Annotated in this window: 19 protein-coding genes and 2 pseudogenes; 13 read left to right on the top strand and 8 right to left on the bottom strand. The window is 45.0% G+C overall.

Annotated elements, in window-relative coordinates; translation table 11 throughout:
- The first annotated feature begins 240 nt into the window (after positions 1 to 240).
- The 5 genes from ADH67_RS07500 to proB all read left to right on the top strand — a co-directional run bounded on the left by ADH67_RS07500 (position 241) and on the right by proB (position 4,918).
- Positions 241 to 1,530 carry a ferric reductase-like transmembrane domain-containing protein gene (locus tag ADH67_RS07500; protein ID WP_066595038.1) on the top strand — a complete coding sequence of 430 codons (1,290 nt, stop codon included), beginning with the start codon at positions 241 to 243 and terminating at the stop codon, positions 1,528 to 1,530.
- Positions 1,531 to 1,792: 262 nt separating this feature from the next.
- Positions 1,793 to 2,104, top strand: a complete 312-nt coding sequence (gene rplU, locus ADH67_RS07495) for a 50S ribosomal protein L21 (RefSeq protein WP_066595037.1) — start codon at positions 1,793 to 1,795, stop codon at positions 2,102 to 2,104.
- Between the two features lie 26 nt (positions 2,105 to 2,130).
- A complete protein-coding gene (gene rpmA / locus ADH67_RS07490) occupies positions 2,131 to 2,391 on the top strand; it encodes a 50S ribosomal protein L27 (protein ID WP_066595033.1) in 261 nt (86 codons plus the stop codon).
- A 300-nt stretch (positions 2,392 to 2,691) separates the two neighbouring features.
- Positions 2,692 to 3,795, top strand: a complete 1,104-nt coding sequence (gene obgE, locus ADH67_RS07485) for a GTPase ObgE (RefSeq protein ID WP_066595031.1) — start codon at positions 2,692 to 2,694, stop codon at positions 3,793 to 3,795.
- The gene (gene proB, locus ADH67_RS07480; protein WP_066595029.1) at positions 3,782 to 4,918 is read left to right on the top strand and encodes a glutamate 5-kinase; all 1,137 of its coding nucleotides are present in this window, start codon (positions 3,782 to 3,784) and stop codon (positions 4,916 to 4,918) included. Before obgE ends, proB begins: the two co-directional genes overlap by 14 nt.
- Positions 4,919 to 4,988: 70 nt before the next feature.
- Here proB and ADH67_RS07475 read toward each other — a convergent pair.
- Positions 4,989 to 5,146 (bottom strand): annotated as a pseudogene (locus tag ADH67_RS07475) (transposase); the annotation flags it as partial.
- Positions 5,147 to 5,164: 18 nt separating this feature from the next.
- Between ADH67_RS07475 and ADH67_RS07470 the strand changes: the two are divergent.
- Positions 5,165 to 6,121, top strand: a pseudogene (locus tag ADH67_RS07470) (RNA-guided endonuclease InsQ/TnpB family protein); the annotation flags it as partial.
- A 68-nt stretch (positions 6,122 to 6,189) separates the two neighbouring features.
- On the opposite strand, the gene ADH67_RS07465 reads toward ADH67_RS07470, so the two are convergent.
- Positions 6,190 to 6,729 carry an RNA pyrophosphohydrolase gene (locus ADH67_RS07465; RefSeq protein WP_066595025.1) on the bottom strand — a complete coding sequence of 180 codons (540 nt, stop codon included), beginning with the start codon at positions 6,727 to 6,729 and terminating at the stop codon, positions 6,190 to 6,192.
- Between the two features lie 107 nt (positions 6,730 to 6,836).
- Between ADH67_RS07465 and ADH67_RS07460 the strand changes: the two genes are divergently transcribed.
- Positions 6,837 to 8,582: a proline--tRNA ligase gene (locus ADH67_RS07460; RefSeq protein ID WP_066595022.1), complete on the top strand. Its 1,746-nt coding sequence runs from the start codon at positions 6,837 to 6,839 to the stop codon at positions 8,580 to 8,582.
- Positions 8,583 to 8,663: 81 nt separating this feature from the next.
- On the opposite strand, the gene ADH67_RS07455 is transcribed toward ADH67_RS07460, so the two are convergent.
- Positions 8,664 to 9,209: a methylated-DNA--[protein]-cysteine S-methyltransferase gene (locus ADH67_RS07455; RefSeq protein ID WP_066595020.1), complete on the bottom strand. Its 546-nt coding sequence runs from the start codon at positions 9,207 to 9,209 to the stop codon at positions 8,664 to 8,666.
- 211 nt (positions 9,210 to 9,420) lie between these two features.
- Between ADH67_RS07455 and ADH67_RS13475 the strand changes: the two genes are divergently transcribed.
- Both ADH67_RS13475 and ADH67_RS07450 read left to right on the top strand, forming a co-directional pair.
- Positions 9,421 to 9,813, top strand: a complete 393-nt coding sequence (locus tag ADH67_RS13475; protein ID WP_236578415.1) for a hypothetical protein — start codon at positions 9,421 to 9,423, stop codon at positions 9,811 to 9,813.
- Positions 9,702 to 10,655 (top strand): M20/M25/M40 family metallo-hydrolase, encoded by a 954-nt coding sequence (locus ADH67_RS07450; RefSeq protein WP_236578600.1) that lies wholly within the window; start codon positions 9,702 to 9,704, stop codon positions 10,653 to 10,655. Before ADH67_RS13475 ends, ADH67_RS07450 begins: the two co-directional genes overlap by 112 nt.
- Before the next feature lie 43 nt (positions 10,656 to 10,698).
- On the opposite strand, the gene ADH67_RS07445 is transcribed toward ADH67_RS07450, so the two are convergent.
- Genes ADH67_RS07445 through ybgC form a run of 5 tightly spaced genes read right to left on the bottom strand, consistent with a single transcriptional unit; the run spans position 10,699 to position 15,043 of the window.
- The gene (locus ADH67_RS07445; RefSeq protein ID WP_066595018.1) at positions 10,699 to 12,225 is read right to left on the bottom strand and encodes a mechanosensitive ion channel family protein; all 1,527 of its coding nucleotides are present in this window, start codon (positions 12,223 to 12,225) and stop codon (positions 10,699 to 10,701) included.
- A gap of 33 nt (positions 12,226 to 12,258) precedes the next feature.
- On the bottom strand, positions 12,259 to 13,500 hold the full coding sequence (tolA, locus tag ADH67_RS07440; protein WP_066595017.1) for a cell envelope integrity protein TolA: 1,242 nt from the start codon (positions 13,498 to 13,500) through the stop codon (positions 12,259 to 12,261).
- Positions 13,500 to 13,919: a biopolymer transporter ExbD gene (locus tag ADH67_RS07435; RefSeq protein WP_066595015.1), complete on the bottom strand. Its 420-nt coding sequence runs from the start codon at positions 13,917 to 13,919 to the stop codon at positions 13,500 to 13,502. The genes tolA and ADH67_RS07435 overlap by 1 nt, the downstream gene beginning before the upstream one ends.
- 12 nt (positions 13,920 to 13,931) lie before the next feature.
- A complete protein-coding gene (gene tolQ / locus ADH67_RS07430; protein ID WP_066595013.1) occupies positions 13,932 to 14,612 on the bottom strand; it encodes a protein TolQ in 681 nt (226 codons plus the stop codon).
- Between the two features lie 23 nt (positions 14,613 to 14,635).
- On the bottom strand, positions 14,636 to 15,043 hold the full coding sequence (gene ybgC, locus ADH67_RS07425; RefSeq protein WP_066595012.1) for a tol-pal system-associated acyl-CoA thioesterase: 408 nt from the start codon (positions 15,041 to 15,043) through the stop codon (positions 14,636 to 14,638).
- Between the two features lie 243 nt (positions 15,044 to 15,286).
- Here ybgC and ADH67_RS07420 point away from each other — a divergent pair, with 243 nt between their 5' ends.
- The 4 genes from ADH67_RS07420 to ADH67_RS07405 are packed head-to-tail and all read left to right on the top strand — an operon-like array spanning position 15,287 to position 21,727.
- Positions 15,287 to 17,524: an ABC transporter substrate-binding protein gene (locus ADH67_RS07420; protein ID WP_066595010.1), complete on the top strand. Its 2,238-nt coding sequence runs from the start codon at positions 15,287 to 15,289 to the stop codon at positions 17,522 to 17,524.
- Positions 17,524 to 18,501 (top strand): ABC transporter permease, encoded by a 978-nt coding sequence (locus ADH67_RS07415; protein WP_066595009.1) that lies wholly within the window; start codon positions 17,524 to 17,526, stop codon positions 18,499 to 18,501. The genes ADH67_RS07420 and ADH67_RS07415 overlap by 1 nt, the downstream gene beginning before the upstream one ends.
- Entirely contained in the window at positions 18,498 to 19,913 is a 1,416-nt protein-coding gene (locus ADH67_RS07410) for an ABC transporter permease (RefSeq protein WP_066595008.1), read from the top strand. Before ADH67_RS07415 ends, ADH67_RS07410 begins: the two co-directional genes overlap by 4 nt.
- Positions 19,913 to 21,727, top strand: a complete 1,815-nt coding sequence (locus tag ADH67_RS07405; protein WP_066595007.1) for an ABC transporter ATP-binding protein — start codon at positions 19,913 to 19,915, stop codon at positions 21,725 to 21,727. Before ADH67_RS07410 ends, ADH67_RS07405 begins: the two co-directional genes overlap by 1 nt.
- The last annotated feature ends 135 nt before the right edge of the window (positions 21,728 to 21,862 follow it).

The raw sequence follows: 21,862 nt of genomic DNA, 5'->3' as shown, positions 1-21,862 counted from the left end.
CAAAAGAATACTAATTGGAGGTAGGAAGATTTTTGAATGCACGTAATTGCTAAGTGGATTGAACGTGAACAAGCAAAGTATGAATTATTAAGTATCAGAAGTGCCTTAATTGTTTTGCTTGAAAAATTTACGGAACCAAACAATTTTAAAAGTTTTCCAACAAATGGTTGATGAAAGACTTTGAATTCAAGGATTCCCATTCTTAAACTTGAATTGAAGACGTTTTGCAAGGAAAGAAAAATGATACTTACTTCAATCCTGACCATTTCACTTTTCATTTTTTGGATTCTTGGCTTGTGGTGTTTTCCGCCGAACTTTGACGCCCGCTCCTATACTCATGAGATTTTTTATATTACCGGCGCAATTGCTTGGTTGTGGATGACCATTTGCCTTGTCATCGCTGCTCGTCCGTCTTGGATTGAAAAGGTTTTTCGCTCACCGCTCGACAGATTGTATGTTTTTCACAAATGGCTCGGTTTTGCAGCCGTTGCAATGGCCTTTGTACATTACTTTGTGAAAGACATTTTCGGTCCGATCCTAAGACTTATCTGGACGCTTCCAAAACCACCGAAAAAAGAGATGCTCGCCGATCCGGCTTTTTGGGATTTGGTGTGGTCTATGAGTCGAACTGTGGCCAAAGAGTCTTCCGTATGGCTTACTTGGATAGCTTTGATTCTTGTGCTTCTTTGTCTAACGAAGAAGATTCCTTACAAACGCTGGTTAAAAATCCATTCTGTTTTTGCTTGGGTTTTTATATTTTTAAGTTTGCATTCTCTGCGCTTGATGAAAGTGTCCGATTTTTACATGCCGTTCGGACTAAGTATCGTTGCGATTACGGTCGTGGGATTATGGGCAAGCATCAATCTGTTAAGAAAAGGACCCGGTTGGCAAAAAAAGATGAAAGCCCACGTCACTTCTATCTCAGAAGTTGGCAGCGACTGCATTCGTCTTGAAATGAAAACTCCTTTGGGTAAAGAGGTACTGCCCGGACAGTTTTTGTTTGTGCATCTTCCCGGAGATGAAGGCCATCCGTTTTCTATTGCGGAATTTAGCGATGACGAAGTAATACTGTGGATTAAGAAGTCAGGCGACTTTACCAATTTCCTCCTAGAGAGGCTGCACACGGGAGATATTTTTGAGGTTGAAGGTCCTTGGGGAGAGTTCATCCCGATTTTTTCGAAAGAGCCTCAGTCATGGTGTGCCGCCGGAATAGGAATTGCGCCTTTTAATGCATGGCTTAAAGCAGCCGCCAAGAACAAACATGGTTCGATCACACTTTTTTGGACCGTAAAAGATCAAAGAACTGCGCCTTTTGTAGAGGCTGTGCGTAAGGAAGCAGAGGAAGCGGACGTTCCTTTAATGCTGATTGACAAAAGTCAGGCCAGACTTACGGTGAAGCAAATCATGCAAGGTAAACCGGAGTTTGTAGCTTTTTGCGGACTGGCTCTGCTTCAAAAGCAGCTGCGGAACGAAAATTATTCGAAAAATCTCATAATCAAACATGAAGTCTTCAACTGGCGCGACATTTAACTGTTGGCAGAAAGAAGCTTTTTGGATAAGCCGCAGACAGACTGATTTCTTCAAAAGGCTCTCGCACATGGACGGAGTCAGATTTTCTTCTATTTTGTTTCTAGTGGATTTCTCGAGTTGCTAGGGCTTTTTTCCTATTTTTAACTTTACTGTTTGATTTGAGAGGAAAGTTGTGTAATAATCGCACGTTCCACGAATTACTCTTTTACCACACAAAAAGGCTTCAGCAGATCGTGGACTGCATTGAAGTGAAGAGGTTTTTATGTACGCAATTATTAAGACCGGCGGCAAACAGTACACTGTTGCTGTTGGCGATAAGCTCCGCGTCGAGTCCTTGGCCGGAGAAGTAGGTTCCCAGATCGAACTTACACAAGTTCTCGCTATTAAAGATGACGCTGGTATGAAAGTTGGCGCTCCTACAATCGAAGGCGCAGCAGTTAAAGCAACTATTGTCGCCAATGGCCGTCATGAAAAAGTTCGTATTTTCAAGTTCCGTCGCCGTAAACACTCCATCAAGAGTGCCGGTCACCGTCAGAACTACACAGAACTCAAGATTGATGAGATTTCTGCTTAATTGATTTTTGATAAGAGGTATTTGAAATGGCACATAAGAAAGGTGGCGGTTCCACAAGAAACGGTCGCGACTCCAATGCACAGCGTTTGGGCGTTAAGGTTTTCGGTTCACAGATGATCAAGTCGGGCGCAATCATCGTCCGTCAGCGCGGCACAAATTTCCATGCCGGTGAAAATGTAGGCATGGGCCGTGATCACACTTTGTTCGCAAAGGCTGAAGGTAAGGTTGAATTCGTAGTTCACGGTCGCCTTAACCGTCATTATGTGAATGTTGTTCCTGTAGCTTAATCTCAGGTTCGGCTTTAAAACCTCATTCCTTAGTTGGTCTGAGGTTTTTGTTTTTCTTGGAGGTTCTTTTGCAGGCCTCCTTTTTGTTTTCCACTATTTCTTTCTGGTAGTGCTGCAATAATCTTGTTTGGACCATTCGAGCGGCATTGCTTCGGACTGTTATAGATCTTCCTCCAAACCGTTGCCTCTCCTCTTTTTCCGGAACTTGTGTGCACTAGAGTAGGCAGAAGTTAGGAGGTGAGTCCCATTTTTTGACTATCATTGAGAAATCGTTAAGCATATTAGAAAATTTGTTAAATCATGAAATTCGTTGATGAAGCAAGAATAGAAGTTAAAGCCGGAAAGGGCGGCAACGGTGTTGCCTCTTTTAGAAGAGAGAAATTTATTCCGAAAGGAGGTCCGGACGGTGGAGACGGAGGCCGAGGAGGTTCTATTTACGCGGTTGCAGATAGAAATATCAATACTCTTATCGATTATCGCTACACCAGAAAATTCTTGGCTAAAAACGGAGAAAACGGTCGCGGCAGTGACTGCTACGGCAAAGGTGCGCCTGATATTGAATTGAAAGTTCCCGTAGGGACGGTTATTACAGATAAAAACACAGGTGAGGTCATTGCTGACTTAGATAGAAACGGACAACGAGCTCTCCTTGCAAAAGGAGGAAAGGGAGGACTCGGAAATTTGCACTTCAAATCTTCAACAAACCGGGCTCCTCGTCAGTGCACACCGGGAGAGCCTGGGGAAGAAAGAGAACTCAACCTTGAGCTGAGAGTTCTTGCCGACGTCGGCCTATTGGGTTTGCCGAATGCTGGAAAATCAACCTTGATTTCAGCAGTTTCTAATGCAAAACCAAAGATTGCGGATTATCCGTTTACTACTTTGCACCCGCATTTGGGGGTTGTCAGAGTTGGTCCGGAAACAAGCTTTGTTATTGCGGATATTCCCGGATTAATCGAAGGTGCTTCTGAAGGAGCCGGTTTGGGACATCTCTTCCTGAGGCACTTATCTAGAACCAGCCTGCTTTTGCACGTTATTGATGTTGCTCCTGTTGATGAAACTACTGATCCAATAGCAGCCGCCCGTGCCATCGTTAAAGAACTTTATAATTTCGATCCGGCTTTGGCTGATAAACCTCGTTGGTTGGTACTTAATAAGATGGACTTAGTGCCCGAAGACGAGAGAGAAGAGGTCATTGCCAAGTACCGCAGGGAATTCGGTGATGAAACACCTATTTTCCCGATTTCAGCTGCTACCAGAGAAGGCTGCGACACTTTAGTTAAAGCTATCTCCGAAGATTTGCAGCAACAGCGGCAGATGCTAATCGAAGACTCCGAGCCTGTCATCGATGATTTCGATGAAGATGAGGAGAATGCTCAAAAAATCGAAGGCGATGAAAGAAAATAAAGAGATCTGGGAAAAAGCTAAAAGAATCGTAGTCAAAATCGGATCCTCTCTTGTTACCAATGAAGGGAAAGGAGTGGACCAAGAGGCTATTAATCGTTGGGTCAGTCAGTTCCGACACCTCCAGGAACAGGGTAAGGAAGTTATCCTGGTGAGCTCCGGCGCTATTGCTGAAGGTGTCGTCAGATTAGGCTTTGAAAAACGGCCAACGGAAATTCATGAATTACAGGCTTGCGCTGCGGTAGGTCAAATGGGTTTGGCTCACGCGTATGAGAAGTGTTTTGCTGCCCACGATCTGGTCGCGGCTCAATTGCTTCTTACCCATGCTGACTTAGCTAACCGTGAACGCTATCTGAATGCTCGTCACACGCTTCTTGCCCTTTTAAAACTCAAAGCGGTTCCCATTATTAACGAGAACGATACTGTCATCACCGACGAAATTAAGGTCGGGGATAATGACACTTTAGGGGCGCTGACGACCAACTTGGTAGATGCCGATATTCTGGTTATTTTGACTGATCAGGAAGGCATGTTTACCGCTGACCCGCGCAATGATCCGAATGCAGAATTGATTTCACGTGCCGCAGCCGGCTCTGCCGATTTGGAATCTATGGCAGGCGGAGCAGGATCCTCCATCGGGAAAGGCGGAATGCTAACTAAAATCTTAGCCGCAAAACGAGCTGCGAGAAGCGGCGCTTCAACCGTTATTGTTAGCGGAAGAATTCCGGATGTTTTAGTTCGCCTGTCTGAAGGCGAATCCTTAGGAACCTTGTTAGTAAGCGAATCGGAGCCTCTCTCTGCGCGCAGACAATGGATGGCAGATCATCTTCAGCTCAAAGGTTACTGCGTGATCGATGAAGGCGCAGTTCAAGCCATCAGAAAAGGCAAGAGCTTACTGCCGATTGGCGTTAAATCCGTTCAGGGCGAATTTTTGAAGGGCGAGGTCATTTCTTGTTTCGACCAAGAAGGCAAAGAAGTTGCCAGAGGTCTTTCTAATTTCTCTGCGGAGACTGCGAGAAAGCTGAAAGGAAAGCACAGTAGCGAAATCGAAGATACTGTTGGTTATATTGAACGTCAGGAACTCATTCACCACGACAATATGGTTCTCATCCAGTCAGCGAATTAATCTTTATCAGGCAGGCCCGTAAAACACCGTTCTTTAGGACGGTGATATAAGGGCCGGATCTAAAATTTTTTCAGTCAGGCGTATTCTGCTGTTCAATGTACTGGTTGATAATAGAAGTAGGGCGCCTCCACAACTTGCGATGAAATAAGAAGGCGACCAGAGAGTAGTTGCCCATAATTGACTACGAATGGAGGGATATTTCTTTTTTCGAATAAGACGGCTCGATAATTCTCAGTCCTCCAACAAGCATTGAAAGATTTGGAGAAGGGATACAAGAATTTTTTTGCCAAGAGAACGAAATTTCCAAGGTTCAAAAAGAAATTTCAGCGCGATTCATTCCGATTCTCGCAGGGATTCAAAATAGATGAGGATAAACAAAGGATCTATTTGCCGAAAATAGGGACAGTCGGCTATAGAAAGAGCAGAAGCATCATTGGCAAACCAAAGAATATTACGGTATCTCGAGAGGGTCTAAAATGGTTCGTTTCCATTCAGACTGAATTTGAAATAGAGCCTAAGCGGATGATTAATTCCGAAATCGGAATTGACATGGGCGTTAAGAAGTTTGTTACTTTTTCGAACGGGACTTTTGTAGAGCCGGTCAATAGTTTGAGAAATTGTCTAAAGCAGTTAGCTAAACTACAAAAGAAATTATCTCGACAACAAAAAGGAAGTAGCAATTCTAAGAAAACCAAAACCAAAATCGCGAAACTGCACAAACGCATAGCAGATATAAGAAGAGACTTTTTGCATAAAATCACGACAACAATAGCCAAAAACCACGGTATTGTGTTCATGGAAGATCTAAAAGTATCGAATATGTCTGCATCGGCGTCAGGTATAGTTGAGCAGCCCGGAAAAAAGGTCAGACAGAAAAGCGGTTTAAATCGTTCAATTCTTGACCAAGGATGGTTTTCTTTCAAGACAATGTTGGCTTACAAGCTGGAAGAAAGAGGAGGGTTGCTGGTATTGGTTCCTCCGAAAAATACGAGCAGAACTTGTCCGAATTGCGGATATATTTCGGCAAAAAACAGACAAACGCAAGCACATTTCGAATGTGTCAAATGCGGATACAAAGAAAATGCCGATATCGTGGGAGCGATAAATGTATTAAGGGCCGGACACGCCCGGTTAGCCTGTGAAATGAACGGTGCAGTAAGGCTGTTGTCAGCAGGAACCCAACGAGACTTTCTACAACAATAGGCTACGGCTGTTGTAATGGTGGTAGGAATCCTCTTCATTTACGAAGAGGAGGAAGTCAATGGAAGGTACTATCTGCGAAAGCGGGAAGTGCTCTCAACTTTGCCCCAATTCTCAGGCGGCGTCAGATCACGATGAGAGGTAAACAAGGAGGGAGCAAACTCTAAAAGCACCTTCTTGTATACGTCACGTTTAAATTCAATCACATCTCTTAGCGGAACCCAATAATTGTTCCATCTCCAAGCTTCAAACTCCGGATGATTAGTGGCGTTGATATCGATATCGATGTTCTTACCGGTAAGCTCAAGTAAAAACCAGATTTGCTTTTGCCCTCGATAGATGCCTCTGAGGTCTCGGCGCACCCAGCGTTCGGGAACGTCATAACGAATCCAGTCTTTCGTGCTGTTAATAATTTTTACCTTGTCAGGAGTTAAACCGAGCTCTTCCCATAGTTCCCGGAGCATGGCTTCTTTAGGAGTCTCTCCTCTATTGATGCCGCCCTGTGGAAACTGCCAGGAATGTTGACGAGGTCTTTTTCCCCAGTAGACCTGTTTAAGCGGATTAGCCAAAATGATGCCGACATTTGGCCGATATCCTTCTCTATCGAGCATAAACTTAAATTAAAATAAATACTTTGCGCCTGAGCATTATATATAAAGGCATTCAGATGTGATTTTTGCTCAGGTTTAAAGTTACTCAAATTATTAGAGTCCACACAATGAGAGCAAGTCAGTTTCATATTTCGACAAAGAAAGAAGCTCCTGCAGACGCTGAGATTGTGAGCCAGAAGCTCATGCTCCGTTCAGGAATGATCCGTAAAGAAGCCGCCGGTATTTATAACTACATGCCGTTGGCCGTAAGGACATTAAAGAAAGTTGAAAAAATTATCCGTGAAGAAATGGATAAAGCCGGTTCTTTGGAAATCGTTATGCCGATGGTTCAGCCCGCTGAATTATGGATGGAAAGCGGCCGTTGGCAGAAATACGGCGATGAATTGCTACGTCTCAAAGACCGTCATGGAAGAGAATTTGCACTCCAGCCAACTTCTGAAGAAGTAGTAACTGATATTGCCAGACAGGAGATCAATTCTTGGAAGCAAATGCCTGTCAACTTCTATCAAATTCAAACCAAGTTCAGAGATGAAAGACGTCCTCGCTTCGGCTTGATGAGAGGCCGTGAGTTTGTCATGAAAGACGCCTATTCTTTTGACCGTAATGAAGAGCAGGCTGTAAAGAGCTACAAACTGATGTTCGATGCTTACTGCAGGATCTTTGACAGACTTGGTTTGGTCTATAGACCGGTTAGGGCTGACTCGGGCGCCATCGGCGGTAATTTGTCTCAAGAATTCCAAGTAATCGCAGACACCGGTGAGGATGTCATCGTTTACTGCCCGGAAAGCGACTTCGCAGCCAACATTGAATTGGCTCCGGCTTTATCCGTTATCGAAAAGAGAGCTGAACCAACTGAAGAAATGAAGATGGTCGCTACGCCGGGTAAAGAAAAGTGCGAAACCATGACCGAGTATCTTGGCCTTCCTTTGACAAAGAGCGTCAAGGCCATCGTTTTGGCTATTGACCGGAAAGATGAAGAAGGTAAGGAACTTCCGGCTAAAGTTGTGCTTTTGTTAGTCCGCGGCGATCACTCTTTGAACGAAGTGAAAGCAGGTAAGGTAGATATTCTTAAAGGCGGCTATCGTTTTGCCACTGACGACGAAATTATGAATACCTTCGGAAGCAAGCCGGGTTATTTAGGGCCGGTCGGATTGTCCAAAGACGTTCCGGTGATTGCTGACCTTACTGTTGCCAACATGAGTGACTTTGTTGTCGGTGCTAATAAGGAGGGATATCACATTACCGGTGTTAACTGGGGTCGGGATCTGCCGGAACCGACTCAAGTCGTTGACCTTCGCAATGTCGTTGAAGGTGATATGTCTCCGGACGGAAAAGGCAAACTGACAATGCAAAGAGGCATTGAGGTCGGTCACGTCTTCTACTTAGGCGATCGTTATTCCAAACCGTTGAAGGCCACTTTCTTGGACGAAAACGGCAAGCCTCAGATTATTCACATGGGCTGCTACGGAATTGGTGTTTCCCGTCTTTTGGGCGCTGCTATTGAACAGAACCACGACGACAAGGGAATCATTTGGCCAAAAGCCATGGCGCCTTTTGAAGTTGTTATCTGCGCATTAGGGTACGACAAGAGCGAAGCTGTCAGAGAAAAGGCAGATACTCTCTACAACAAACTGAAAGCTGACGGCGTTGATGTCATCCTCGATGACCGTGGTTTAAGACCGGGTGTCATGTTTGCCGATTGGGAGCTTATCGGAGTTCCTCATCGCATTACCATCGGCGACAAAGGACTTAAGGACGGTGTGGTGGAATATACCAACCGCCGCGATATGAATACCGAAAAAGTTTCTTACGAGCAAGTTGAAGAGCTTCTCAAAGAAAAATTGAAATACTAAAAAATTAACTGGTCTGTTGCTGGCCAGTTCCAAAATCTTTGAATGAGGAGGCTGTCGGAAAATCCGGAGCCTCTTTTCGTTTTACCACTCGGATTTGATCGCTGTTCCTTTTGTCGGAATAGAAAATTTCGATATATCCGCTCCTTCTAATCTCAGAAGAAAATTCTTTTTATCAACTCCACCTGCATATCCTGTTAACGATCCGTTGGCTCCGACCACACGGTGACAAGGAATGATGATCGAAATTTCATTGTGACCAACAGCACCTCCCACGGCTTGGGCTGACATTTCTCCCACCCCTCTGTTGGATGCGATTTGGTGTGCAATATCACCGTAGGTTACGGTTTCTCCATAAGGAATTTGGAGAAGGATCTGCCAAACTTCTTTTTGGAAAGGCGTGCCGATGATATGCAAAGGTGGAGTAAATGTTGGCTCCCTTCCCGAAAAGTAAACATCTAACCAGCGGCAGGTTTCTTTTAGCGCCGGGGGATCTCCTCGTTTGTGCTCCGGATCAAGGTTTCGTGCAAAGTATTTTTCTTTGTCAAACCACAAGCCTGTCAGTCCTTGTTCGTCGGCTGCTAAAAGAATTTCTCCTAAAGGTGAGTCGTACGTTTTGGTGTATTGCATTGTTTGACCTAAGGATTAAAAAAATTGAGCTTAAATGAAAAGGCGACAGTTATTCCATTTTAGAAGGAAGTCTCTAGATTTGATTTATCGAAAGCCGGGATATTTTTCTCTAACTTATGGTTAGAACTAGTGAAAAATGATTGACACTCAATGGCTAGGTTGTTAGCCTTTACTCTAATTTATTTCCCAAAAACATCCCGAGAGAAAACAAATGAGTGAAATTTGTCAAACATTGAAAGAAGTTCTTGAAAACTCACAAGTCAAAACCGCTTTGAATGTGGTTAAGACTAACTTACCTGAAACTATCGAAATTCAAAAAGAGCTTGTGCTCATTGAAGCGCCGACAGGCCACGAAGAAACACGTTCAAAACGATATAAAGAATTGCTCAAATCTGTCGGTTTAAATGATGTTGAGTCTGACGAACATAATAATGTTTGGGGGTGGATTCGCGGCAGCGAAAAAAAGGGAACTGTGTCCTCTTGGAAGGCCATCTGGATACTGTTTTCTCATTCGGAGATGTCAAAGAAATTATTGAAGGTGCAGACGGAAAGCTCCATTGCCCTGGTATTTGCGACGATACACGGGCGATTGCTGCTAACTTAGCCGTCGCCAAAGCACTTATTGATTCCGGAATCAAACCTTTTTACGATATCGTTATCGGGGCAACCGTCCGCGAAGAAGGTTTAGGTGGAATGTGCGGCATGAAATGGATTCTGGAAGATCTCTCTAAAAAGAACCATATTGTGGCGACTGTTTCAATCGATGGGCCTACAGCTGTTGATTTCTACGCCAACGCTACCGGAATGGTAGATTGGGATGTTATTTTCTCTGGACCGGGCGGACATGCATGGACAGCATTCAAAACTCCAAGTGCTATCCATGCTGCAGCTCGAGCGGTAGCTATGATTAGCGATCTTTGCTTGCCGGAAGATCCGAAGACGACCATTACAGTGAGCTTAATTGAAGGTGGACAAGCCATTCATGGCATTGCCCAACAGGCTAGCTTCAAAATCAATGCTCGCTCCAACAGTCAGGTTGAACTGAATAAGCTCAACGAAGAGCTCGTACGAATCTTTCATTTGGCCTGTGAACAAGAAAATGCAAAATACAGTAACGAGAAAGAGGTTAAGGTCAGCTATGAAAAAATTCTGGATGTTCCTGCCGGAAATCAAGATGACGACGCCTTGATTATCCAAGCTACGAAGGCAGTTACTGCGGCCGTTGGGCTGGAAGCCAATTTTAAGCCCGGAGGATGTACTAACACCAATATGTCGATTGCCCGAGGAATTCCTGCTGTGACATTGGGACGCGGGGGCAGAGAATTCGGCACTCATACACTGGCAGAGTGGTTTGATCCGAAAGACGTGTATTTGTGCGAGCAAAAATCAATCTTGATGCTCATGCTTCTTGCCGGTTTGACTGATGTGTCAAAGCCGATTTATTAAGATATCAAAGGAAAATAAGAGCCTCGCTAAGAGGCTCAAGGTTTTAACTTTCTTTCGGCTCAGGCGCTGCCTTAGCAGGCGTGCCTGTCTCAAACTTGCAGGAAATTTCCGGCATTTGGAGAATCCTAAGATCTCGCTGAGGAAAGGGAATGTTGACCCCCTTTTCATTAAATTTTTTGAGAATTGCACGGCTGATGTTAGAGCGTAAGACGGCTGTTCCCCTTTCCGGATCTGCTACCCAGAAATATGAAGTCAAATCTATTCCGTCATTGCCGAAGTTTGTAAGAATGGTGTAGGGAGCAGGGTTAATCAAAACACGCGGCTGGCTGCGGACAATGTCGTTCATCGTGTTGATGCAGTCGTCGATATTGGAAGAATAGTCGACACTGATTGCTACCGTTGTACGGCCGGGGCCGGAGAGGTAAGAGGTATTCTTCACATTGCCCGTAACAAACGACTCATTCGGAATAATCGTGACGCTGCCGTCAAAAGCTCGGACTACGGTATAGCGGGTTTTGATATCAGCAACAATGCCTTCAACGCCGGATACGGTCACTAAGTCACCGATTTTTACGCTTCGATCCAGAAGGATAATGAAGCCACTGATGTAGTTTGAAGTAATTTTCTGTAAGCCGAAACCAAGACCCACACCAACCGCACCGCCGAATACTCCGAGAACCGTGACGTCAATACCTACCGATGACAAGCCAATCAAAATCGCAATGAACATTAAAGCGACCTTGAGGATTCGGATCAAAACGACTTTGAGGTTCGTATGAAGGCCGTTCATGGAGTTGAGCCACTTTTCTGCTAACTGTCCGAGCCATTTCGCGATGAATAAGGCTAACGCAATCGTAAAGAACGACAGCAGCATGGACCAAAGGGAAACATCCGAAGATCCTAAAGCAAATTTGGTTGACTCAAGCCACTCTCGGCACTTTGGAAGAACACCTACAACTTGCAGTGCTACGCCGATCCATAAAGAGAAGGAAATAAAGCTTTCGAGGCTTGAGGCGGCTCGGCCGGCTCGGAAACTGTGATGAATGATAAAGACGCAGACTCGAATTACAACGAACGCGCATAAGATCAGCCAAACCACGGATTCGATGGGTAACGGCTGCTGAGGCAGAAGCTTAAATAACCTTGCCGTTACTGTGCAGATGAAGATTAAAAACAAGCTGACTAACGGCCAGCAGATGCTCATGAAAAGGCTAAAGAGGCCGCGTTTAATGCCTAACCAGAAGAGTTCTTCTTTGGTTTTAGCTTTTTCCGCTGCTCCTTCTTCATCCGTAATTCCTTCAATCCTCTGGCTTTTTTCTAAATGCTCCATTGCAAGTTTTTGCGCATAGGCATTTAGAGTTTTTTTTCTCAGCCAGTAGAAAACCAGCCAGCCGATAAAGATTGGAACGATTACTGATAAAAGCTGCCAATAAATGATGGGTTTGAAGAATCCTTCTTCAAACATCACCATAAATTGGTCCAGAATATTATGGTCTCCCGCCAATAAATCTTCTGCAGAATGGGTAGCTTTCACTACCTTTTGTAGTTCCAGTTCAGCTGCGGTAGGCATATTGTCACCCTCAACTTTTAATTAGTTTTAGTATCAGTTTGAAGTATCGTCAACAGGGTCAAAGTTGAGAATGATCGTTGACGGAATATCTCCCACTGCTGGTTTCGGGAAAGGATTGCAGCTGAGAATAGCTTTTTCAACGGCTTTATCGTAGGCTCCGAGTTTACTGCTCTGCAGCATCTTAGGCTGACCGGTTTGTCTGCCGTTTCTCAAAAGACTGACCTCAAACTTAGCAACGTATTGTCCTCTTCTTGCACTAGCAGGAGGGTTAAATGTTATATGAGGACGGATACAGCTGCGGATGCGATTCTCATACTGAGCCTTCTGGAAGCTAGTCATGCCGCTTCCTTGGCCCATTGCAGAACCCGATTGACCTGACAATCTGTTAAGAAGGGCAGCTCTGCGTTTCTGCTGAGCTTCAGCTTCTGCGTGCTGACGGCTGAGTTCTTCTTGCTGACGTTTCTTCTCAGCAAGCTCAGCTTCGCGTTTTGCTTTTTCTTCAGCAATGCGTTTTTCACGCTCTTGTGCCTGACGCTTGAGTTCCTGCTGCTGCTTAGCAAGTTCTTGTTTACGGCGTTCCTCAGCGAGCTGACGTTCTTTTTCAAGTCTCTTTTCTTCTTCGATCTTTTCCTGCTGACGGCGCTTTTCTTCCTCAATCTTCTGTTGCTCGAGTCTCTTTTGTTCCTCGATTTTTCTTTGTTCTTCCTGAAGTCGTCTTTCTTCAGCCCGTTTTTGTTCTTCTATCTTTCTTTGTTCCTCAGCGCGGCGAGCTTCTTCTAGTTGTCTTTCTCGTTCGAGAATACGCTGACGTTCCTCTTCTTGCTTCTTGACTTCACGGTCTAGGCGCTCCTGAACAATTTCGGGATCTTCAAGAAGGTTAGCCTGGGTATCCAAGTCAGTTCTGGCAATTGGAGGAACTGCAGGCGCAGGCGGCTCTGCCGGAGGTTCTGGTTCCGGAACGGGTTCAGGCTGAGGTTCTGGTTCAGGAGCCGGCTGTGGCTCCGGTTCCGCTTGAGACTCTGGTTCGGGAGCAGGTTCCGGCTCTGGCTGGGATTCCGGTTCGGCCGTTTCCTCAACGGAAGGAGTTTCTGCGGCATTCATTGCAGAGGGTGACCATAACTCTGCGTACACAGGCCCAATCGGTTGCGATTTCCACTGAAAGGCTACAAACAGTAAACAAAAGAGAAGTCCATGGGCAATCAGTGCCAAAATAAACGAGACGCCCCAATATCCTTCAGAAGATCCGTTCGGTTTGTTTGGTAAGGATGTGCTCATTAACGTATACCAGGCTCAAGTTCTAGAGAAAGTCCAATTCGGTTGATGTTGGCTTTTTGGAGCTCTCTCATAACATCAATAACTTTCTCGTAGGCAACTGTCTTGTCTGCGGCAATGACAACTGGGACCTGAGTTCCGTCTTTCTGCAAAGACTCAATAGTTGCAACAAGCGCCGGGAAGTCAACCGGCATAATGTTTTTCTTATCTTTGATAGAAAGTTTGCCGTCAGGAGCGACAACGACTTCGACAATGGTGTCGGGTGTTTTTGCAGCTTTATGAACCTTCGGGAGGTCAACGATTGACGGATTAACGTATGGGGCAGCCACCATCAAAATGACCACGAGCACTAACATCACGTCAATGTACGGAACCACATTCATTTCCGCTAAAAGACGGCGTCTGCTATTTCCTCTGGACATCTCAGACTCCTATTAGTTTTGACGGCTGAGAATGTTTTGGAATTCTTGCATGAAGCTCTCGTATTGGATGGATAAGCGATCAATGGAGTAAGCAAATCTGTTGTATCCAATAACAGCAGGAATAGCAGCAAAAAGACCAATAGCAGTAGCTACCAAGGCTTCGGCAATACCAGGGGCAACAACGGCAAGAGAGGCGCTCTCTAAGTTTCCAAGGCCGGTAAAGGCGTCCATAATGCCCCATACTGTCCCGAACAAACCGATGTACGGAGAAACGGAACCGATGGTAGCCAAAAGACTGAGGCCGGATTCAAGGCCGTCCAACTCTCTTTGGAATCGGGCTCTCATTGCACGGGCAATGCTGTCGATAAGGGTGAAGCTTCCGTTAGCACTCTCGGGTCTGGAACGGGAGCGGAGAAATTCCGTCATGCCGGAATAGAAGATGCCTTCCATCGGCCCAATGGAACTTCTGTTGTCAGAAGCAGTTTCATAAAGCTGATTCAGATCAGCACCGCCCCAGAAGCGTTTGTCAAAGTTCTTTGCTTCAGTTCTCGCTTTGCTAATTTGGAACCATTTCTGAAAAATTACAGTCCAGCTCGCCAAAGAGAAAATGACGAGAATTGCTAGAACGATTTGGACGACAATACTCGCACGAGTAATTAACGTGATAATTGATAAATCTGCAGTAGCTTCCATTGCAATCCTTTTTTATCCAAATCCTATTTTTGATGAAATTTTTCTGCCAACGCCTCAGGCATTAACTTAGGTCTATAAGTATCTGAGTCTAAACACCCGCATTTTACCTGTGCGGAGATTAATAATTCATCTTTGCGCCATATTTCTTGTTCGAAAACGATAGAGGCCTTCCCTACATTGAGTGTGCGGCACTTGATTGTTAACTGGTCATCGAGTCTTGCAGGTTTTCTGTATTTGATTTCTACACCGGCTACCACAAAGATCAAATGGAGTTCTTTGAGCATCTGATCTTGGCTCCAACCGAGGCTTCTGAGCCACTCAGTGCGGGCTCTTTCAAGAAATTTTAAATAATTAGCGTAGTAAACCACTCTGGCACAATCCGTGTCTTCGTAGTAAACGCGCACCAGCCACTCAAATTGTACTAATTTCATTGCGTTTATTAGAAATCATATTTAGAAGCCTAAATTGTAGAAATCTTAGAGTGAGATTCGTAATTTTTTGCTAAGTCTGGGTGGTCATAATGGAAAGGAATATCATCCGGAGCCACTTTGATACAACCTGTTTGAAGCTGTATCAGAAGTTAATTCAACTCATTAAAATCAAAGAGTTCTTGATAAAATCGATAGCCTCAAAGTAGGCAGTATATTAACCAAAGACTTAATTCAAAGGAAAAGATGGACCAAAAAAGACTATTAACCTCAGCTGTCGGGTGTCTGGCAGCTGTATTAATGCTGAGTTCTTGCGGTCCTATCCCAAATTCCGTTCATTCCATTAAAGAATTAAGTTCCAATACGTTGTTTACGCCGTTCTCCGGCCGCAGTCCGAAGCATTTGGATCCGACCAGTTCTTATTCTTCTGATGAGACGCCGTTTACTTACAGTATTTATGAGCCGCTTTATCAATATCATTATTTGAAACGTCCCTACCAGCTGATTCCCCGCACGGCAGCTGCAGTTCCGGCTCCGATTTTTTTGGATAAAGAGGGCAATGTGCTTCCGGAGGATGCTCCGGCAGATAAAGTCGCCTTGAGCATTTACGAAATTCCTATCAAGAAAGGGATCTTGTTTGCTCCTCATCCGGCTTTTGCAAAAGATGAAAAAGGCAATTATGTAAATCATCACTTATCCGAGGAAGTCACAAAAAAACTACGTAATCCTCTGGATCTGCCGAACAAAGGAACCCGAGAGTTAGTCGCGGAAGATTATGTCTATGCCATCAAGCGCCTGACCAATCCTAGGATCATTTCCCCGATTTATGGAACAATTGTGTCTCATTTGCCGGGATTGGAAAAATTGGCTGCGCAAGTTCGTGAATACGATAAACAGCTCAGAGCCAATCTTCCTGCGAGCCAGCGAGACTTGCCTTTTCTGGATCTGCGTAAATTTGAACTGGAAGGGGTATCTGCACCTGAATCTCACTTACTCAGAATAGAAGTCAAGGGAAAGTATCCTCAGTTCCCGAATTGGCTGGCGATGACATTTTTTGCTCCAATCCCCTGGGAGGCGGAAGCGTTCTATGCTCAAAGGGGAATGGCTAAAAACAACCTCTCTCTGAATTACTGGCCTGTGGGCACGGGGCCCTATCAGTTGGTTGAATCAATTGAAAATAGACGGCATGTGATGCAGAGAAATCCTCTGTTTAGAAAGACTGAGCTGTATCCTTGCGAGGGCGAGCCGGGCGACAAGGAAAAAGGCTACTTGGAAGATTGCGGCAAACCGCTGCCTTTTATCGATCGCATCGAGATTTCCGCAGAAAAAGAAAGTGTGCCTCTTAGGACAAAGTTTTTACAGGGCTATTACGACTCTCCGCAAATCGAGAGATTGGACAATGGGCAAGGTTTTTTAATCGGGATGGCCGACAGTAAAGAGAAGGAAGAAGAATACAAAAATAAAAAACTTCAGTTTCCGAAAGTTATTGAAGCTCACAACACCTATTTTGGATTCAACTGGCTTGACCCCGTTATAGGGGAGGGCGCAACCCCAGAACAAAAAGAAAAAAATAGAAAACTCAGACAGGCCATTGCGATTGCGATGGATTGGGAAGAATATATTCAGATTTTTGAGAAAGGCTTGGCAACCCCGGCTCATGGTCCGCTTCCGCCTGGTCTATTTGGTCATAATCCGGAGGGTTCCGCGGGCTTCAATCCGTATGTGTATAACAAACTTGAAGACGGGACCGTTATACGTAAATCTTTGGAAGAGGCGAAGACGTTATTAGCGGAAGCCGGTTACCCTGACGGCCGGAATCTGAAAACGGGAAAACCGTTGGTGCTGAGTCTGGACTTCCAGGCAGCCGCCTCTCCGGGGACAAAAGCCGTTCTCGACTGGTATCAAAAACAATTCGCTAAACTCGGCATTCAGCTTGATATTAGAGCAACGGACTATAACCGTTTCCAAGATAAAGTGATCAACGGCAGTCACCAGCTCTTTTTATGGGGCTGGTTAGCAGACTATCCGGATGCAGAGCATTTTCTTTTCCTGCTTTACGGACCTAACGCCAAGTCTAAGACCGGAGGATCCGGGGAGAATGCCTCTAACTATCAAAACGCCGAATACGACCGCATCTTCGAGAAAATGCGTTATATGAGCGACGGACCGGAAAAAGCCAAAGCTATTGAGCAATTAATTGCTATTGCGCAGAAAGATGCTCCATGGACCTTCGGCTATTTTCCGACGAGTGCAGCGGCATTTCATCAATGGGTCTATAACGGGAAGCCGACTCAAATTGTCCGTAATCATATTCAGTACTTGAGAATAAATCCGGAACTTAGAATTGAAAAAATCAAAGAGTGGAACAAACCTATTTACTGGCCGCTGTTTGGAATTGTTGTGCTTTTGTCTCTCATCATTGTGCCGATGTACTTGCTTCATAAGAAACGAGAAGCGATGACAGCAAGAAAGGAGAAAGCGTAATGCTGAGGTATCTTTTAAGAAGAATAGGATACGGCTTTCTGATTCTGCTGGGTGTCAACCTCTTGACCTTCTTATTGTTCTTTGCGGTCAATACGCCCGATGATATGGCTCGACTGAATATCGGCGGTAAGCGAGTGACGGCCGAAGCCATTCAGAATTGGAAAGAAGCTCACGGCTACGATAAGCCTTTGATTTGGAATTCCAAGGCTCAAGGAACGGAAAAAGCGACAGATACTATTTTTTGGACTCATAGCGCAAGGCTGATGGTCGGGGATTTAGGATCTTCGGATGCGGGCCGAGATATTGCCTATGAAATTAAGGAAAGAGCGTGGCCTTCGCTTGCTCTTGCATTGCCGACATTTTTGCTCGGAGTGATCGTTATTGTGACTTTTTCTTTGGGTTTGGTGTTCTTTCGCAGGACTAAACTCGAATACGGAGGAGTCATTTTGGCGGTCGTGATGATGTCTATTTCCTCGCTCTTTTACATCATTTTCGGGCAGTGGCTGTTTTCTAAAGTTTTTAAACTCTTTCCTATTTCGGGATTTGAAACCGGAACGGCCATGATTACTTTTCTGATTCTTCCGATTGCGATTGGAGTATTCTCCCGCATCGGTGGTGATGCGCTGCTGTACCGTTCCATGTTTTTAGAAGAAATTAACAAGGACTATGTTCGTACTGCTCGCTCGAAAGGTCTTTCGGAAACTGCTGTTCTCTTCAGGCATGTCCTTAGAAATGCCAGCTTGCCGATTATTACTTCAACGGTCGCTGTTTTGCCCATGCTGTTTCTCGGTTCTTTGATTATGGAAAGCTTTTTTGGCATTCCGGGCCTTGGAAGTTTTACTATCGATGCGATCAATGCTCAGGACTTCGCCATTGTCAGAACCATGGTGTTCGTTGGTACGGTGCTCTACGTGATTGGTTTGATTTTGACGGATGTTGCCTACACCATTGCCGATCCGAGGATTAGATTGAAATGATGTTTAAACCTGTATTTCTGGCAACTGACTGCGTTCTTTTCTGCCTTGTGGCGGCTTTGGTCTTTTATATTTTTCACGTTCGTCGCTCTGACGAACTGAAAATGAGGTGGAGCCATGTGTTCCATTCTCCCGCGGCTTTGTGCACTTGTACGATTCTTACTGTTTTTCTGACTGTAGCTATCATTGACTCCATTCACTTCCGAAGCGCAATCGATACAAACGGGGAGCAGGTTGTTTACGATGTGAAAACAAGCTCTCTTTTGGATAAAAGTTTAGGGAAAGCGGCTTCGGCAGAGGAAAAAACGTATTCCGAACCCTTTGCCACGAAGACGTTTGAAAAAATCTCACGCATAGAAAACGACAAACCCGTACGTGATTACGAGCCCTTAGCCGCAGGAGGGGCTCATTTAGCTCAAGGAGAATCTAAAGCCTTTGATATAGGTAGGAGAGTCTTTTTGGGATTCAGTGCCGGAAGTGCTCTGAGTATTCTGTTGTGGCTTTTGGTCGCCAAGGTTGCGGCAATAAGAAAGTCCGTGACCTTAGGTCAAGAGTTCTCCCGATTCTTTAAGCGCAGAGATGCGATTCCGTATGAATATGTTCTGCTTCCATTGACGGTGTTCATTATTCTGATTTGCTTAGTCGCATTTCTTTGGCCGGTTTACCACGTGCTAGGCACGGATCAGACAGGAAACGACATTCTTTACCAAGTTTTAAAGTCTTTGAGAACAGCTCTTGTTATCGGTTCATTAGCGACTTTAACGACGTTACCGTTTGCCATTATTTTCGGAATCTGCGCTGGATACTTTAAAGGCTGGGTGGATGACTTGATTCAGTACATCTACACGACTTTGTCTTCTATTCCGAGTGTCTTATTGATCGCTGCGGCGGTTTTGATGATACAAGTCTTTATCGACGGCCATCCGGACTTATATGAAACCGGATTGGAGAGGGCTGACCTAAGGCTGTTCATGCTTTCTTTGATTATAGGAATTACCGGTTGGGCAACACTAGCGAGACTGCTGAGAGCCGAGACTCTACGAATTTCTCAGTTGGATTATATTCAAGCGGCTAAAACTTTCGGTGTCAGTCATTGGACAATCATGAGACGCCATATACTTCCCAATTTAATTCATATTGTTCTTATCGTAGCCGTGTTGGATTTTTCGGGAATTGTTCTTTATGAAGCCGTGCTTTCTTACGTGGGAGTCGGTGTGGATCCGACGACTCATAGTTTTGGTTCGATGATCAATGCAGGAAGACTTGAGCTCTCCCGCAGTCCGGTAGTTTGGTGGAACTTGGCAGCTTCGTTTACTTTTATGCTGACGCTGGTTTTATCAGCCAATTTATTTGCGTCAGTGGTGAGAGATGCCTTTGACCCGCGTTTGGCTTTGAAAAGAAAGAGAGACAAGTAATGCTGGAAGTCAAAAATATCGTCACCGAGATTGAAACTCAAGAAGGAACAATCAAAGCCGTTGATGACTTAACTCTAACTATAGCTCCGAGAGAAATCTACGCTCTCGTGGGAGAATCCGGCTGCGGAAAGTCAATGACAGCGCTCTCTCTTTTGCGTTTGTTGCCGGAGACAGGCCTCGTGTCATCCGGTGTTGTGACCGTTGACGGGACTGAAATTATGGGGTTGCCCGAATCCATGATGAGACGTATTCGTGCAAGCAAGATCAGCCTAATTTTTCAAGAGCCCGGGCTCTCGTTGAACCCTGTCATGACAATCGGAGATCAAATTCTTGAAACGATTTATCTTCACACTTCTTTGCGTGGGCAAAGTGCTAAAAACAAAGTGTTAGATTGGCTGAACAAAGTCGGAATTTCGGAGCCGGAAAAAAGAATAGATATGTTCCCGCATGAAATCAGCGGAGGTCAGAAGCAAAGAGTGATGATTGCTCTTGCCTTAGCGGCCGAGCCGGGATTCTTAATTGCTGACGAACCCACAACCGCCTTGGATGTGACCATTCAGGCACAGATCTTGAATCTCTTAAAAGAAATTAGAGATTCGGAAGGAATCGGTATCCTCTTAATTTCTCATGATTTAGCCGTGGTGGCGCAGGTTGCCGATAAAGTCGGCCTGATGTATGCCGGAGAAATGGTTGAAGAAGCAGATGCCAAAAGTTTCTTTAAAAGACCTTTCCATCCATATGCAAGGACTTTGCTGCGTGCTCTTCCGGACGGCAAGCGCAAAACTGAACGGCTTGATGCTATTCCCGGGGTAGTTCCGCCTCTCACCACTGACTTTAAAGGCTGCCGTTTTGCAGAGCGGTGTGCTGAGGCAAGGGAAGAATGCAAAATACAAACGGTTAAATTGCATGATTTAGCCGGTCATCGAGTTCGCTGCTTATTCCCTATTGAGGAAAAAGTTGTACTGCCTTTACCGGCTTCTGCGGTAGAAACAAGACCGGAGGAAAGGCCGACGGTACTTGGGCTTCAAAACTACAACGTTTGGTTTCCGAATAGAGGTTCTATCTTTAAAAAGAAGTCTTATTTCAAGGCTGTTAAAGACGTAAATTTCGCTGTGAAGAAAGGACTGACCACTGCCCTGGTCGGGGAAAGCGGCAGCGGTAAGACGACCGTGGCCAGAGGTGTGCTGCAGCTTCTGAGAGGACAAGCATTCATTTCCGGTGAGGCTAGGTTAGAGGGAGTCGATCTCGGTGCTGTCAATGAAAAGGGACTGAAAACACTGCGTAAAAAAATGCAGATTGTTTTCCAGGATCCTTTCTCGAGTTTGAATCCTCGAATGAGAGTTCAAGAAGTGCTCTTAGAAGGGCTGGAAAGTCTTCATCCGGAGCACTCCCTCAGTGAAAACTTAGATCGAATTGCCGAGATGCTGAAGAAATGCGGTTTAAGGACCGACTCTCTTTATCGTTATCCGCATGAGTTCTCAGGAGGACAGAGACAGCGTCTTGCGATAGCCAGGGCCCTTGTCGTGGAACCGGAGTTATTGATTTGTGATGAACCTACGTCTGCCTTAGACGTTTCCGTTCAAGCACAGATTTTGAATCTTTTGAATGATATCCAGAAAGAGCGTGGACTTTCTTATCTGTTTATCACGCATAACTTTGGTGTTGTCCAATATTTATCGGACGAGATTGTGGTGATGAAGTCGGGTGAAATTGTGGAAACAGGACCAGCCTCTCAGGTCTTAAATTCTCCAGTGCATTCTTATACTCAGAAACTCCTTGAAGCAGTACCTCACTTCAGGCCAAGCGTGGAATAACCTTTTTCAATCTGCAAATTGGGCGGTTTCTGAATATATGCGGCTTGTTTCTGCCTGTGAAGTGATAAGTAACGCTCTTAACAATTTTTTAAGGGTGACAAAAAGGCTCTGGTTTACCATTAGAAAATACTAATC

The organism is Turicimonas muris (assembly GCF_002221595.1).
GTDB lineage: Bacteria > Pseudomonadota > Gammaproteobacteria > Burkholderiales > Burkholderiaceae_F > Turicimonas > Turicimonas muris.
The sequence above is the reverse complement of the archived record's forward strand: the minus strand, read 5'-3'. Positions and strand labels throughout refer to the sequence as shown.

Bases quoted from the DNA above. Each gene is read 5' to 3' on its own strand.
- ADH67_RS07435 (WP_066595015.1), bottom strand. From the start codon at position 13,919: ATGTCCAGAGGAAATAGCAGACGCCGTCTTTTAGCGGAAATGAATGTG.
- ADH67_RS07455 (WP_066595020.1), bottom strand. From the start codon at position 9,209: ATGCAATACACCAAAACGTACGACTCACCTTTAGGAGAAATTCTTTTA.
- obgE (WP_066595031.1), top strand. From the start codon at position 2,692: ATGAAATTCGTTGATGAAGCAAGAATAGAAGTTAAAGCCGGAAAGGGC.
- rpmA (WP_066595033.1), top strand. From the start codon at position 2,131: ATGGCACATAAGAAAGGTGGCGGTTCCACAAGAAACGGTCGCGACTCC.
- tolQ (WP_066595013.1), bottom strand. From the start codon at position 14,612: ATGGAAGCTACTGCAGATTTATCAATTATCACGTTAATTACTCGTGCG.
- ADH67_RS07405 (WP_066595007.1), top strand. From the start codon at position 19,913: ATGCTGGAAGTCAAAAATATCGTCACCGAGATTGAAACTCAAGAAGGA.
- ADH67_RS07415 (WP_066595009.1), top strand. From the start codon at position 17,524: ATGCTGAGGTATCTTTTAAGAAGAATAGGATACGGCTTTCTGATTCTG.
- proB (WP_066595029.1), top strand. From the start codon at position 3,782: ATGAAAGAAAATAAAGAGATCTGGGAAAAAGCTAAAAGAATCGTAGTC.
- ADH67_RS07420 (WP_066595010.1), top strand. From the start codon at position 15,287: ATGGACCAAAAAAGACTATTAACCTCAGCTGTCGGGTGTCTGGCAGCT.
- rplU (WP_066595037.1), top strand. From the start codon at position 1,793: ATGTACGCAATTATTAAGACCGGCGGCAAACAGTACACTGTTGCTGTT.
- tolA (WP_066595017.1), bottom strand. From the start codon at position 13,500: ATGAGCACATCCTTACCAAACAAACCGAACGGATCTTCTGAAGGATAT.
- ADH67_RS07500 (WP_066595038.1), top strand. From the start codon at position 241: ATGATACTTACTTCAATCCTGACCATTTCACTTTTCATTTTTTGGATT.
- ADH67_RS07465 (WP_066595025.1), bottom strand. From the start codon at position 6,729: ATGCTCGATAGAGAAGGATATCGGCCAAATGTCGGCATCATTTTGGCT.
- ADH67_RS07460 (WP_066595022.1), top strand. From the start codon at position 6,837: ATGAGAGCAAGTCAGTTTCATATTTCGACAAAGAAAGAAGCTCCTGCA.
- ADH67_RS07410 (WP_066595008.1), top strand. From the start codon at position 18,498: ATGATGTTTAAACCTGTATTTCTGGCAACTGACTGCGTTCTTTTCTGC.
- ybgC (WP_066595012.1), bottom strand. From the start codon at position 15,043: ATGAAATTAGTACAATTTGAGTGGCTGGTGCGCGTTTACTACGAAGAC.
- ADH67_RS07445 (WP_066595018.1), bottom strand. From the start codon at position 12,225: ATGCCTACCGCAGCTGAACTGGAACTACAAAAGGTAGTGAAAGCTACC.
- ADH67_RS13475 (WP_236578415.1), top strand. From the start codon at position 9,421: ATGAGTGAAATTTGTCAAACATTGAAAGAAGTTCTTGAAAACTCACAA.